The sequence below is a fragment of the Paludibaculum fermentans genome (assembly GCF_015277775.1).
In the GTDB taxonomy this organism is placed as follows: Bacteria; Acidobacteriota; Terriglobia; order Bryobacterales; family Bryobacteraceae; genus Paludibaculum; species Paludibaculum fermentans.
On record NZ_CP063849.1, the window covers coordinates 8,853,307 to 8,866,406 of the forward strand.

A 13,100-nucleotide genomic window follows, 5' to 3' on the forward strand; every position below is an offset into this window, starting at 1 on the left:
CAGCTTTTTGCCTGGCACAGGGCATTCGTCCGCCACCACGCCCCCTAATGCAAATGTCGCAGCTTGTCCGGATTCCGCACCACGTACACCGCGGCGATCTTCCCGTCCTCAATGGCCAGCGCGGTCGTCTGCAGTTCTCCATCAGCCTCCCAGCTAATGAAACCAGGCAGTCCATTGACGAAACAAACGCGGACCAGCTTCGAGTCATTCTTCTGGAACCATCCCGCCAGATACCGGTGTAAATTCATCACGGCCTCATACCCCACCACGGGTTCCATCGCTGCCGGGCGCTTGCCCCCGCCATCCGCATGAACCCTCACATCCTCCGCCAGCAGCGCACCCAACGCCTGCATATCCCCGCCGCGGGAAGCCGTGAAGAACGCCTCCGCCAGGGCGAGACTCTTCTTCTTCTCCACCTCAAACCGCGGCCTCGCCTCACGAACATGGACCCGGGCCCGCGCGGCTAGCTGCCGGCACGCCGCCGGCTCTCTGTCGATCGTCGCCGCGACCTCTTCGAAGCCCAGCCCGAACACATCGTGGAGCAGGAAAGCCGCCCGTTCCAACGGCGAAAGCCGCTCCAACGCCAGCATCAACGGCAAGGTGACATCTTCCACCTCGTCCTCCTCGACGACCGGATCCGGCAGCCACGGGCCAATATAGGTTTCCCGCTGGCGTCGCGCTGACTTGAGCTGATCCAGGCAAACGCGGGTCACCGTGCGTCGCAGGAACGCCTCGGGCTCCCGCACGCTGCCGCGCTCGACCCCCATCCACCGCAGGAAGGTCTCCTGCACCGCATCCTCGGCATCCGCGACGGAGCCGAGCATGCGGTACGCAACGCGCACGAGCTTCGGGCGCAGCGGACCAAAGACCGCCGCCGCGTCCTCTGTACCCGTGCCGCTCATCAGGCGACGGCCTCCTGGGCAGCGAACTGCTGGGCCATGGCCTTGACCTCCGCCGGCTCCGCCCACAATCCGAAGCCGACAACGATCCGGTTCCACCCGTTGATGATATTGATCGTCAACGTGAGCTTCACCTGTTCTTCCTCCGTGAAATGAGCCCTCAGGGCTTCGTAGGCACTCTCGTGCCCCCGGCCCTCCGAGAGCCGCGTCAGCGCCTCGGTCCAGCCCAGCGCGGCCCGTTCCCGCTCGGTGTAGCAGGGAGCCTCGCGCCACCCTGGCAGCACATAGATGCGCTGCTCGGTCTCGCCCCGCTCGCGTGCCTCCGCGGCATGGAGGTTCAGGCAGTTGGCGCAGCCGTTGATCTGTGAGGCGCGCAGCCGCACCAGTTCCGTCAGGCTGGGCTCCAGGCTGGACGAGGCAGAGAGCGAGAGCATGGCTTGTTGCCACTCCTTCACCAGGGAAGGGGCAGCAGCGAAGATGTTCAGTTTGCTTCTCATAGCGGGTCTCCTTTTTGCAACTTCTACCTTCATGACGAACGAGCCTCCGCCGTTGTGACATCAAGCCGCCGGGCCGCGGGCGTCCCCTTCCGGAAGCAAGCTTCTCTCGAAGCAATCCACTCCCCCCCTCCAGCATTCCCCTGGGCATCGCCCAGGACCCGCCGCAGCAAGGAAGACGCCCGCACCACCAGCGACGAACACAGAACCTAACCACCGACGACAATCGCGGCCACCCGCACGACGAAAGGAGGAAGCCCGGCGAACCCTGACAGGCTCCCTCCGCCCACTGTCTGTCACCAAGTCGGGTCCGCCCCGAACGGCCATCCCGTTGCACCGCCCTCGCCCGCCCACTCGCGCGACACCGCGCCAGCGCGGGCGCCCGCACGAACACCCGGGTGTATACTACCCCGTAGCTGGGACGCCGGGAAGAACAACCCCGCCGGACAATCGGAGAAAAGAAAGCAAAGAACTGCCGTCAATTGACCCCGCTGCGCCCCTTCCAGGGTGCGCCCCTGGTGCCGGTTGCACGGTCATGGTGGCAGCCCGTCTCGTAGACGGCGCGGGAGCTGCCCGCATTGCGTGGAACCGCTGATCGCGCGCGGCTCGCGGAGGAGTCTTTGAGAATCCGTATCCCTGCCCTGGCGGCTCGGAGGCCGCGCGAATCCTTCCTCTCATCCCGGTCCCCTGGGTGGATGCTTGCTGTCGAAAGGACAAAGCTGTGTCACTACAATTCACAAGAAGGGCGCTGACGTTTCAGTTAAACAGCGGCGATGCCTTCAAACAGAGCGAATCCCGCACCACACTGAGAATGATCAATGCCTGGTGGGCTGCATACAAGAGTTGGGAGGAGCGCGACACGTTTGAGGCAGCCTTCCGCGGCGGGCGCATGACGGTCCGCCAGGGCACCGAGTCGCAGACTTACGGCGATTACGGAGGAAAAACCGCCGACATCGCTTTCGGCGCGCGCCACGGCGATATCGAGAAGCAACTCTATCCGGCGGAACGCTACCGGACCGGCACCGACAGCCTGAAAGAACGCATGAATCCCGCCAACTTCGGTATGCACGAAGGAGAGCGGTTGAAATACAGACACGGTCTGCACGACCTCAGCGGATCCTTGTGCAGCCCCATGGTGCCGCTCATCACAAAACAGGTCCGTTGGAAATGGGGCGAACTCGCCGTGCGCACCACCATCTTCATGCCCCTCGCCGAGCCCGAAGACATGGCGCTCTTTCACCTCTTGAACAGCATGGCGAAAGCCGAGCGCCTCGCGCGGCCCGAGATCTACACCCGCGTGGTCGAACTGCGCCGCCGCATGACCCGCCTGAAACTGGCCGACTCGGCCGACATCGGAGCCGGCCTCCACAACATTGCGCCCACCGACGATCACGTGAAATTCCGCTACGGGATCAAGCAAATCCCCGGCAAGGATGGACAACTCACCGGCAAGGACAAGGAGCGCTTCAACAAGGCGCTCGATTACCGGTCGATCCTGCCCACCGTGCCCAAGGCGAGCCTGATGAACGAAATCGTGATCTGCTATCGCGAGCACGCCGGACCCCGTTTCCCCCTCTTCACGAAGTGGATCAGCGAGCAGGAAGCTTTCGTCTGCTTCGACAACGAACCCAGTTCCCACTGGATCGTAGGCGGCAAGATCCCCAACAAATGGTCGGATGCCAAAGACCGGCTGCCCATCTAGCCCACCCAACCAAATCAGAGTCTCTCCGCCCCCGGGCCCCTGCCGCTTCACAGTGGGAGGGGCCCTTCCCTCTTCGGGCAGCAAAGCGGGGCAGTCCGTGAGACCCGGCCGTCCGGTCAGCATCCTGCGGCCGCAGGCATAGCAACTGCCCAGCCCCACTCGGGCGGAGCCGGGCCCAAATGAGCTCACCATGCAGGCAATAATGGGACCGTGGCGACCCACACCCTGACCACCGGGGAGAAACCCTGCCTGCAGCCGTTCTGCGATGGCTTGGCGAATCGCTTGACGCGTGCCGCGGAAACCCTGACCGGAACGACGGCCTGGATCGAAGTCTTCGGCTATGACTGGTTCGGAAACCAGCGGGTTAGCTCGGTGTGTCCCTCCGGCCTGACAGAGTCGTCGATCCTGCAGGCGAAGGGCAACTTCGGCACGATCAAACGGCTCCAGGGGAATAGCGCGGTTTACGATCCCGAAGACTCTGGCAATCAGACGGCGGTGGTCAGGTGTGCCTCCTCGTACAACATCGGACAGCGGTGGAAGTCGGCAACGTTCAGAGGCAATACGACGACCTACAGCTACGATGACGGTGACCGGCGTAAGACGAAGGCCTGGCGGGCAGTAGCGTCCGTCTACGTGTACGACCGGGAGAGCGCGTTGGCTGGGAAGTACAACAGCGTGGCTGGTTCGCAGCACCGCACCCCGGCCTCGATCATACCCCGCCAAGACCATCTGCCCAGCGAATCTGAGCTCGCGCCGGCAATCGCGGCGCGCCCGCATTCTTGCCCGGGAGCGGATGCGGTGAGCCACCGGTTCACCGGCAAAGAACGGGATGCCGAAACCGGCCTCGATTACTTCGGGGCGCGGTACTTCTCGGGGGCGCAGGGGAGGTTTACGAGCCCGGACTTGCCCTTCGCTGATCAGAATTCGGCAGATCCTCAAAGTTGGAACCTATATAGTTACGCTCGCAACAATCCGTTGCGATACATGGATCCTACCGGGCGAGCTGTTTGTTTTAACAAGGATCTCGCGTCTTGCTCCGACAGCTCCAATCCGGACGAAGTGCTTAGAGATGAGCCGAAGATTGGACCCTTGCCAATTAGCCGCGGCAATCCCCAGCGTGAAAGGGCAGTTGGCGTAGTGAAGGGATTTCTGACGGATATATTCGAGCTTATGCGATTAGGAGGAGCCCCGGACGCAAATGTTGACCAAGCTGAACATGCTCTAGGGTTGTCACCTTCCTCCAAAAACGAAGAGTTCGGAGTAGACTTGGGCGGCATTCTGGGATTGCTGACTCCAGGCGGAGGCGAACGACAACTGGTTAAAACGTGGGAATTAACTGCGACCCATGAGCTGACCAAGAGTAAGAGGGCATTCAGTGCACTCAAGGAATCGATTAGCAAAGAGGGTATCAAAGAAACCGTCAAGTATGTTGAATATGAAGGAAAGAAGTTCATCGTTGACGGACATCATCGAGTTGAGGCAGCGAAGCAACTGGGCATTCGCGAAGTGCCAGCCCAGCAAGTGACGCTGCCCTACAAAGGCTATCTTTCACCCACAGATTTACATTGATGGAGACGAGTGATTTATGGATACCACGCTTGATCTAGCAATAGTAAGGAATCGGCTCCTCGCAACAAAGTGTGATGCGCGAGATCAGAAATTACTTGTTGAGATTCGACAATCTGCGGCAGAGTCTGTAAACCAAAATGTCTACGCGCGAATACTGATTTGGGCCATCTCAAACGCGCTGGCCGACATAGGGGCTGGGGCCTATGAATTAGCTGCACGTGAACTTGACCTTGCTCACAACATTAGGCTCCAGGGAAATATGTGGGCGCCCCCAGACGAAGCATACTTCATTAGAGGCGTAATGGCGACCTACATGGAGTACGCATCTGTGGACCGAATCAAAGAGCTATTTTCACTTTTCAAAACCGCGTGATAGTCTTCGCCATGGGCAGCTTGTGCTGTATTTACTCAGAACTCACTGCCCCGAGCGGCAGCGGTTCATCTGCCATGCGTGGAAAGGCGACAGCCTGACCCGTCCCACTTCGTAAGTAATTGAACGAACAGAGGTTATGGGAGCTCCGAGCGCTTCGCCTGGGTTTTGGCCTCTACTGCCGGGATCCGTCCAGCAGCCTCGCCAGACGCATAAGTGACACAGCATCAACAGCATCCGGCTCACGCTGCGGCTCAATGAGCAAGTAATTCGACCCAGGCTATCCTGATTCCAGCCATCACAATTGCCGCTGGGACGCATCAGTTCGAACGAAACGCCGGCCACCACAAACCCCTTGATCTGATCCTCTCCGAAGCAGAAACAAACTGACGGGCAGGAGCTGCGCGCCCCCGCCCGGACCCACTCCGCGGCTGACTGGGGGCAACAAGGACCCGCACGTCCTTCGCCGCCCTACGGGCGTCTCGTCCGTGCAAATGGAGCGTCTCTTGATCTCTTCCCCCCGACCCCCTCCTCGGCCTGCGGCCGAAGCGGGGGCGCCCTCCTGCGACAGTACCCTGCGGCCGCCCTCGTGCAGCCGCCCGAATTGACGGCGAGGGCACGCCGGCGGCCGCCTGGACGTCTTCATCTGGGTAGGAGCCAGCCTGCGGCGCAAGGTGGGGAAGATTTACATAATCGGCCGTTATCGTCGGCCGGTTCCTATTTCGGTGGCCTCCGCTTCCGGCTGCGCCTCCAGCTCCGGCACTCCTTCGGCGGCGGCCGATAACGCGCGTTTATGCAAACTTCCCGTCTTTGGTCGCCCCCAGTCCTCGGCCCCCCAGGGGCCTGCGGACAAAATCGATGGCGCCTGCGGCGCCGTCGTTACGCCCCACTGGCGCGGCCCCCCAAGGGGGCCTTGCCCGCGCCGCTATGTCGCAGCCGGCGCCGGGCGGGTGTTCGTTGGTTGGTCAGGAATTGTGGCGGCGCCGGCAGCTCCGCACGGCTGCTCGGAAAGCTGTTTTCTCCTCAGCCGCTACCCGACGACCAGCGGCGGGCCTCGTGCGTCAGAATCATGCTGTCGAGCAGCGACTTGATGACTTTCTTCTCCTCGGCGGAAAACCGCGAGACGGCTTCGAACTGCAAACGCAGGTCGTCATCGGGGCCGCGTTCATCCTTGCCAAACAACAACTGATCGGCCGTAGCGCCCAGAGCGACGGCCAGGTTTCGAATCACGTCCAGGGTGGGCTGAGAAGAGCCCGCTTCGTAGCGTTTTAGCTGCTGTACGTGGACACCTACACGTTCCGATAGTTGCTGCTGCGTCAAGCTCTTCTCTTTGCGGAGAGCCGCTAAACGCTGGGCAAAGCCGTTCTCTGTGTGGCGCGGGGGCACAACCGCAGCATAAGAAACCGGTGAGATCGGATTGACCGCTAAGGATTCCATATGTTACGACAATAGTATCATATGTGTGACTTGACAAGTTTCGGCGTAAAAGGCCGCCAAGCCACAAAAAGGAGATCCGATGGCACGCATCCCGGACTCAGAGCTTGAGCGGCTAAAAAGAGAAATCCCCATCGAGCGGCTGGTGCTGGGCTTCGGAGTGGAACTGCAACGGCATGGCGCGGAACTGATCGGACGGTGTCCGTTTCACGACGACAAGACGCCTTCGCTCGTTGTTTCGCCGAAGACAAACCTGTGGCACTGCCTGGGCGCCTGCAACGTGGGCGGATCGACGCTTGATTGGGTGATGCGGACCAAGGGCGTCAGCTTCCGGCATGCGGCGGAACTGCTGCGCGCCGATCATCCCTCTTTAGCCGCCGGAGACGGCCACGTCGTTCGCAAAGGAACCGCGGTAAAGCTCGAAGCCCCGGTGGCGCTGGACGCCGACGATCGGCAGACGTTGCGCGATGTCGTCAGCTTCTATCACAAGACCCTGGGCGAGTCGCCGGAAGCACTGCGGTATCTGGAGAGCCGCGGCCTCACGCACCCGGAGATGATGGACCGCTTCCAACTGGGCTTCGCCAATCGCACGCTCGGGCTGACGCTGCCGGACAGGAACCGGAAGGCCGGCGCCGATCTGCGCGGACGCCTGCAGCGGTTAGGCATCCTGCGCGAGAGCGGGCATGAGCACTTCATGGGGTCGGTCGTGTTTCCTGTGATCGATCTGGCCGGCAAGGTGACGCAGACCTACGCGAAGGAGATCATCCTGTGCGAGTCGATCATCGACGCGCTGACGTTCTGGTGCGCGGGGTTCCGCAATGTGACGGCCAGCTACGGCGTCAACGGCTTCACGGACGATCACCGGACCGCGTTTCAGAAGCACGGCGTTCAGCAAGTCTGGATCGCGTATGACCGCGATGAGGCCGGCGACGTGGCGGCCGAGCGGCTAAAAGAAGAACTGCTCGCCCTCGGCATTGGTTCGCATCGCGTGCTGTTCCCGAAGGGGCTGGACGCCAACGAATACGCGCGGACCGGCGAGAGCCTGGCTGTGTTGCTGAACCGCGCCACGTGGTGGGAAGGTCCAAAGCCGGCGGCTCAAGAGAAAAGCGCCGAGCCGGAAGTGGAGGCCACGCCGGCAGAAGCACCACCGCCCGTGATTCCTTTCGCCGCTGAGCCGGAAGTCCTCGTCAACGGGGACGAAGTCCTGATTCCACGCGGCGACCGCCGCTATCGCATTCGAGGCCTGGCCAAAAACCTCAGCCCCGAGGTCATGAAGGTGAACGTGCTGGTGTCGAGGCAGGAGGACTTTCACGTCGATACGCTCGACCTGCAGACCGACCGCCAACGTGCCGCCTTCATCAAGCGCGCCGCCGAAGAGCTGGGCCTGAAGGAAGACATCCTCCGCAAGGACGTGGGGCAAGTCTTCCTGGCGCTGGAACGCTTGCAATCGGAGCAGATCCGCAAGGCACTGGAACCAGCGAAACCGGAAGTGGAACTCAGCGAGGAAGAACGCGCCGAAGCGCTCACGCTGTTGAAGGACCCGCGCCTGCTGGAGCGCATCGTCGAAGACTTCGACCGCTGCGGTCTGGTGGGCGAGAAGAGCAACAAGCTTATCGGTTATCTGGCCGCGGTTTCGCGTCATCTGGAATCGCCGCTGGCGGTGCTGGTGCAGTCGTCGTCGGCCGCGGGCAAGAGCACGCTCATGGATGCGGTGCTGGCCTTCGTGCCGGCCGAGGAGTGCATCCGGTTTTCGGCGATGACGGAGCAGTCGCTCTACTACATGGGCAGCATGGACCTGAGACACAAGGTGCTGGCCATTGCCGAAGAGGAAGGCGCGAGCCGCGCCGCTTACGCGCTGAAGCTGCTGCAAAGCGAAGGTGTGCTCTCCATCGCGTCCACCGGCAAGGACCCGGCGACGGGCAAGCTCGTCACGCATCAGTACCGAGTCGAAGGTCCGGTGATGATGTTCCTGACCACGACCGCCATCGACATCGACGAGGAACTGCTGAACCGCTGCCTCGTGCTGGCGGTGAACGAGGATCGCGAGCAGACACAGGCGATCCACCGGCTGCAGCGCGAACAGCAGACGCTGGAAGGCCTGGTCCGCCGGCAGCAGCGGGCCACGCTGATCAAGATGCACCAGAACGCGCAACGCCTACTGAAGCCGTTGTTCGTGGTGAACCCGTTCGTCGACGAGCTGACGTTTCCCGATGCGCTGACACGCATGCGGCGCGACCACATGAAGTACCTGACTCTGATCCGCGCGATCGCACTGCTGCACCAGCACCAGCGCCCGGTGAGGACGAGCCAGGGGCTTTCCTTTATCGAGGTGACGCGGGCAGACATCGCCAAGGCGCAGGAACTCATGGACGAACTGATGCGGCGCTCGCTGGATGAGCTGCCGGCGCAGACGCGCCGTTTGCTGGGCCGCGATGTGCGCGCCCACACCGGCTGGGGCCACACGCAGTTGAAGACGCACCTGCACCGGCTGGAAGAGCTGGAGTACCTGATCGTCCATCACGGCGGACGGGGCCAAACCTTCGTCTATGAATTGAACTGGTCGGGGCTGGAAGAGGAGAAGTCGGGGGCAAGTCGGCCCCAGGTCGGGGTGTTGTCGGGGGCTGGTCGGGCCACGGAAACCCGCATGAATACAGGGGCAAACGGCATTCTGGCGCGAGAACCGCAAAACACCACAGATACCGGGCTGGGAGTCAACGGCGTCGTAACCCTAGCCATAGGAGCCCGGTGAGATGGCCCGCGTGCCCCGGCGCCGGAAGCCGCCAGTTGTGCCGGCGACTCCACTGGCGTCACTGCTGGAGAAGCACTTGGAAGACCTGCGAGTACGGAACTACTCCGAGTACACGGTGAAGAACCGCCGCGTGCACATCGGCTTCTTCCTCGATTGGTGTAACGAGCGCGGCCTGACCGAGCCTGTGGAAGTGACGCGCACGGTGCTGGAGAGCTACCAGCGCCACGTGTTCCACTACCGCAAGAAGAACGGCGAACCGCTGAGCTTCACGGGCCAGCATGACCGCCTGGTGCCGTTGCGGGTGTGGTTCAAGTGGATGGCGCGGCAGCATCACATCCTGCACAATCCGGCCTCGGAGCTGGAACTGCCCCGGCTGGGCATGCGGCTGCCGAAGGCTGTTCTGACGGCCTCGGAAGCGGAGCAGGTGATCGAGCAGACCAACGTACACGACCCGCTGGGCCTGCGCGATCGAGCGATTCTCGAGACGTTGTACTCGACCGGAATGCGGCGGCTGGAGCTGGTGAATCTGAAGCTATGGGATTTGGACCTGGAGCGCGGCACGATAGCCATCCGCCAGGGCAAGGGCAAGAAAGACCGCATGATTCCGCTGGGCGACCGTGCCGCGGCCTGGGTGCGCAAGTACTTGGAGGAAGCCCGCCCGCAATTGGCCACGGAGCCCGATGACAGGATCGTGTTTCTGTCCAACGCCGGCGAGCCATTCTCGCTCGACTATCTCACCGAAGTGGTGCGAGGCTACGTGGAAGCGGCCAATGTCGGAAAACACGGAGCCTGCCATTTGTTTCGGCACACGATGGCGACGCTGATGCTGGAGGGTGGCGCCGACACAAGATTCATTCAGGCGATGCTGGGCCATGCGGACCTGAAGACGACGCAGATCTACACGCACGTGGCGATCCGGCAGCTTCAGGAGATCCACCGGGCGACGCACCCGGCCCGTCTTCCGGAAGTGGTGGAAACGGACCGTCAGGAGCTTCTGAAGGCGATAGAAGCCGAAGACGACGAACCTACCGAATAGGCCCGCCACAGGGCCACCAGAGGGTACACTGGTGGGTACCCGATGCTGGCAGAAAGACAGCGCGCCGCGTCCTTTGTCTTGCCCGTAGCGACCCCTCTGCCCAGGCCCATCCACACATCAACGACAGCGATTCACTTAGCCGGAAACCCGCATCAGGGGGTCTGGAGTTTAGGCACCACAGCCTATAGATGGCAGCCGGCCAGTAACCCGCAGGGCACAAAGGGGATGCCGGTTTGCTTGTACGATTCCGGCAGAGGATCCCATAGTACCGGCAAAGAACGGGATGCCGAAACCGGCCTCGATTACTTCGGGGCGCGGTACTTCTCGGGGGCGCAGGGGAGGTTTACGAGCCCGGACTTGCCCTTCGCTGATCAGAATTCGGCAGATCCTCAAAGTTGGAACCTATATAGTTACGCTCGCAACAATCCGTTGCGATACATGGATCCTACCGGGCGAGCTGTTTGTTTTAACAAGGATCTCGCGTCTTGCTCCGACAGCTCCAATCCGGACGAAGTGCTTAGAGATGAGCCGAAGATTGGACCCTTGCCAATTAGCCGCGGCAATCCCCAGCGTGAAAGGGCAGTTGGCGTAGTGAAGGGATTTCTGACGGATATATTCGAGCTTATGCGATTAGGAGGAGCCCCGGACGCAAATGTTGACCAAGCTGAACATGCTCTAGGGTTGTCACCTTCCTCCAAAAACGAAGAGTTCGGAGTAGACTTGGGCGGCATTCTGGGATTGCTGACTCCAGGCGGAGGCGAACGACAACTGGTTAAAACGTGGGAATTAACTGCGACCCATGAGCTGACCAAGAGTAAGAGGGCATTCAGTGCACTCAAGGAATCGATTAGCAAAGAGGGTATCAAAGAAACCGTCAAGTATGTTGAATATGAAGGAAAGAAGTTCATCGTTGACGGACATCATCGAGTTGAGGCAGCGAAGCAACTGGGCATTCGCGAAGTGCCAGCCCAGCAAGTGACGCTGCCCTACAAAGGCTATCTTTCACCCACAGATTTACATTGATGGAGACGAGTGATTTATGGATACCACGCTTGATCTAGCAATAGTAAGGAATCGGCTCCTCGCAACAAAGTGTGATGCGCGAGATCAGAAATTACTTGTTGAGATTCGACAATCTGCGGCAGAGTCTGTAAACCAAAATGTCTACGCGCGAATACTGATTTGGGCCATCTCAAACGCGCTGGCCGACATAGGGGCTGGGGCCTATGAATTAGCTGCACGTGAACTTGACCTTGCTCACAACATTAGGCTCCAGGGAAATATGTGGGCGCCCCCAGACGAAGCATACTTCATTAGAGGCGTAATGGCGACCTACATGGAGTACGCATCTGTGGACCGAATCAAAGAGCTATTTTCACTTTTCAAAACCGCGTGATAGTCTTCGCCATGGGCAGCTTGTGCTGTATTTACTCAGAACTCACTGCCCCGAGCGGCAGCGGTTCATCTGCCATGCGTGGAAAGGCGACAGCCTGACCCGTCCCACTTCGTAAGTAATTGAACGAACAGAGGTTATGGGAGCTCCGAGCGCTTCGCCTGGGTTTTGGCCTCTACTGCCGGGATCCGTCCAGCAGCCTCGCCAGACGCATAAGTGACACAGCATCAACAGCATCCGGCTCACGCTGCGGCTCAATGAGCAAGTAATTCGACCCAGGCTATCCTGATTCCAGCCATCACAATTGCCGCTGGGACGCATCAGTTCGAACGAAACGCCGGCCACCACAAACCCCTTGATCTGATCCTCTCCGAAGCAGAAACAAACTGACGGGCAGGAGCTGCGCGCCCCCGCCCGGACCCACTCCGCGGCTGACTGGGGGCAACAAGGACCCGCACGTCCTTCGCCGCCCTACGGGCGTCTCGTCCGTGCAAATGGAGCGTCTCTTGATCTCTTCCCCCCGACCCCCTCCTCGGCCTGCGGCCGAAGCGGGGGCGCCCTCCTGCGACAGTACCCTGCGGCCGCCCTCGTGCAGCCGCCCGAATTGACGGCGAGGGCACGCCGGCGGCCGCCTGGACGTCTTCATCTGGGTAGGAGCCAGCCTGCGGCGCAAGGTGGGGAAGATTTACATAATCGGCCGTTATCGTCGGCCGGTTCCTATTTCGGTGGCCTCCGCTTCCGGCTGCGCCTCCAGCTCCGGCACTCCTTCGGCGGCGGCCGATAACGCGCGTTTATGCAAACTTCCCGTCTTTGGTCGCCCCCAGTCCTCGGCCCCCCAGGGGCCTGCGGACAAAATCGATGGCGCCTGCGGCGCCGTCGTTACGCCCCACTGGCGCGGCCCCCCAAGGGGGCCTTGCCCGCGCCGCTATGTCGCAGCCGGCGCCGGGCGGGTGTTCGTTGGTTGGTCAGGAATTGTGGCGGCGCCGGCAGCTCCGCACGGCTGCTCGGAAAGCTGTTTTCTCCTCAGCCGCTACCCGACGACCAGCGGCGGGCCTCGTGCGTCAGAATCATGCTGTCGAGCAGCGACTTGATGACTTTCTTCTCCTCGGCGGAAAACCGCGAGACGGCTTCGAACTGCAAACGCAGGTCGTCATCGGGGCCGCGTTCATCCTTGCCAAACAACAACTGATCGGCCGTAGCGCCCAGAGCGACGGCCAGGTTTCGAATCACGTCCAGGGTGGGCTGAGAAGAGCCCGCTTCGTAGCGTTTTAGCTGCTGTACGTGGACACCTACACGTTCCGATAGTTGCTGCTGCGTCAAGCTCTTCTCTTTGCGGAGAGCCGCTAAACGCTGGGCAAAGCCGTTCTCTGTGTGGCGCGGGGGCACAACCGCAGCATAAGAAACCGGTGAGATCGGATTGACCGCTAAGGATTCCATATGTTACGACAATAGTA

The 13,100-nt window shown here is 61.2% G+C and carries 11 protein-coding genes; 7 read left to right on the top strand and 4 right to left on the bottom strand.

Annotated elements, in window-relative coordinates:
* Positions 1-44: 44 nt before the first annotated feature.
* Together IRI77_RS35165 and IRI77_RS35170 are read right to left on the bottom strand one after the other, a co-directional pair.
* Positions 45-902: a sigma-70 family RNA polymerase sigma factor gene (locus IRI77_RS35165; protein WP_194449586.1), complete on the bottom strand. Its 858-nt coding sequence runs from the start codon at positions 900-902 to the stop codon at positions 45-47.
* A complete protein-coding gene (locus IRI77_RS35170) occupies positions 902-1,396 on the bottom strand; it encodes a carboxymuconolactone decarboxylase family protein (protein WP_194449587.1) in 495 nt (164 codons plus the stop codon). Before IRI77_RS35170 ends, IRI77_RS35165 begins: the two co-directional genes overlap by 1 nt.
* A 718-nt stretch (positions 1,397-2,114) precedes the next feature.
* Between IRI77_RS35170 and IRI77_RS35175 the strand changes: the two genes are divergently transcribed.
* The 3 genes from IRI77_RS35175 to IRI77_RS35185 all read left to right on the top strand — a co-directional run bounded on the left by IRI77_RS35175 (position 2,115) and on the right by IRI77_RS35185 (position 5,037).
* The gene (locus IRI77_RS35175; RefSeq protein ID WP_194449588.1) at positions 2,115-3,095 is read left to right on the top strand and encodes a hypothetical protein; all 981 of its coding nucleotides are present in this window, start codon (positions 2,115-2,117) and stop codon (positions 3,093-3,095) included.
* A gap of 210 nt (positions 3,096-3,305) precedes the next feature.
* On the top strand, positions 3,306-4,664 hold the full coding sequence (locus tag IRI77_RS35180) for an RHS repeat-associated core domain-containing protein (protein WP_194449589.1): 1,359 nt from the start codon (positions 3,306-3,308) through the stop codon (positions 4,662-4,664).
* 16 nt (positions 4,665-4,680) lie between these two features.
* A complete protein-coding gene (locus tag IRI77_RS35185) occupies positions 4,681-5,037 on the top strand; it encodes a hypothetical protein (RefSeq protein WP_194449590.1) in 357 nt (118 codons plus the stop codon).
* A 1,020-nt stretch (positions 5,038-6,057) separates the two neighbouring features.
* Here the strand turns inward: IRI77_RS35185 and IRI77_RS35190 are convergent.
* The gene (locus IRI77_RS35190) at positions 6,058-6,420 is read right to left on the bottom strand and encodes a helix-turn-helix domain-containing protein (RefSeq protein ID WP_407674022.1); all 363 of its coding nucleotides are present in this window, start codon (positions 6,418-6,420) and stop codon (positions 6,058-6,060) included.
* Between the two features lie 130 nt (positions 6,421-6,550).
* Here IRI77_RS35190 and IRI77_RS35195 point away from each other — a divergent pair, with 130 nt between their 5' ends.
* From IRI77_RS35195 to IRI77_RS35210, 4 genes are all read left to right on the top strand, one after another.
* Positions 6,551-9,217 (top strand): CHC2 zinc finger domain-containing protein, encoded by a 2,667-nt coding sequence (locus IRI77_RS35195; RefSeq protein ID WP_194449592.1) that lies wholly within the window; start codon positions 6,551-6,553, stop codon positions 9,215-9,217.
* Between the two features lies 1 nt (position 9,218).
* On the top strand, positions 9,219-10,253 hold the full coding sequence (xerC, locus tag IRI77_RS35200; protein WP_194449593.1) for a site-specific tyrosine recombinase XerC: 1,035 nt from the start codon (positions 9,219-9,221) through the stop codon (positions 10,251-10,253).
* A gap of 225 nt (positions 10,254-10,478) precedes the next feature.
* Entirely contained in the window at positions 10,479-11,276 is a 798-nt protein-coding gene (locus IRI77_RS35205) for an RHS repeat-associated core domain-containing protein (RefSeq protein WP_228486485.1), read from the top strand.
* Between the two features lie 16 nt (positions 11,277-11,292).
* The gene (locus IRI77_RS35210; protein ID WP_194449590.1) at positions 11,293-11,649 is read left to right on the top strand and encodes a hypothetical protein; all 357 of its coding nucleotides are present in this window, start codon (positions 11,293-11,295) and stop codon (positions 11,647-11,649) included.
* Positions 11,650-12,669: 1,020 nt separating this feature from the next.
* On the opposite strand, the gene IRI77_RS35215 is transcribed toward IRI77_RS35210, so the two are convergent.
* Complete coding sequence (locus IRI77_RS35215; protein WP_407674022.1) at positions 12,670-13,032, bottom strand: helix-turn-helix domain-containing protein; 363 nt, start codon at positions 13,030-13,032, stop codon at positions 12,670-12,672.
* Positions 13,033-13,100: the final 68 nt, after the last annotated feature.

What these genes read in the sequence shown, in the direction of transcription:
- IRI77_RS35165 (WP_194449586.1), bottom strand. Translation starts at nt 902, where the DNA reads ATGAGCGGCACGGGTACAGAGGACGCGGCGGCGGTCTTTGGTCCGCTG.
- IRI77_RS35170 (WP_194449587.1), bottom strand. Translation starts at nt 1,396, where the DNA reads ATGAGAAGCAAACTGAACATCTTCGCTGCTGCCCCTTCCCTGGTGAAG.
- IRI77_RS35185 (WP_194449590.1), top strand. Translation starts at nt 4,681, where the DNA reads ATGGATACCACGCTTGATCTAGCAATAGTAAGGAATCGGCTCCTCGCA.
- IRI77_RS35195 (WP_194449592.1), top strand. Translation starts at nt 6,551, where the DNA reads ATGGCACGCATCCCGGACTCAGAGCTTGAGCGGCTAAAAAGAGAAATC.
- xerC (WP_194449593.1), top strand. Translation starts at nt 9,219, where the DNA reads ATGGCCCGCGTGCCCCGGCGCCGGAAGCCGCCAGTTGTGCCGGCGACT.
- IRI77_RS35205 (WP_228486485.1), top strand. Translation starts at nt 10,479, where the DNA reads ATGCCGGTTTGCTTGTACGATTCCGGCAGAGGATCCCATAGTACCGGC.
- IRI77_RS35210 (WP_194449590.1), top strand. Translation starts at nt 11,293, where the DNA reads ATGGATACCACGCTTGATCTAGCAATAGTAAGGAATCGGCTCCTCGCA.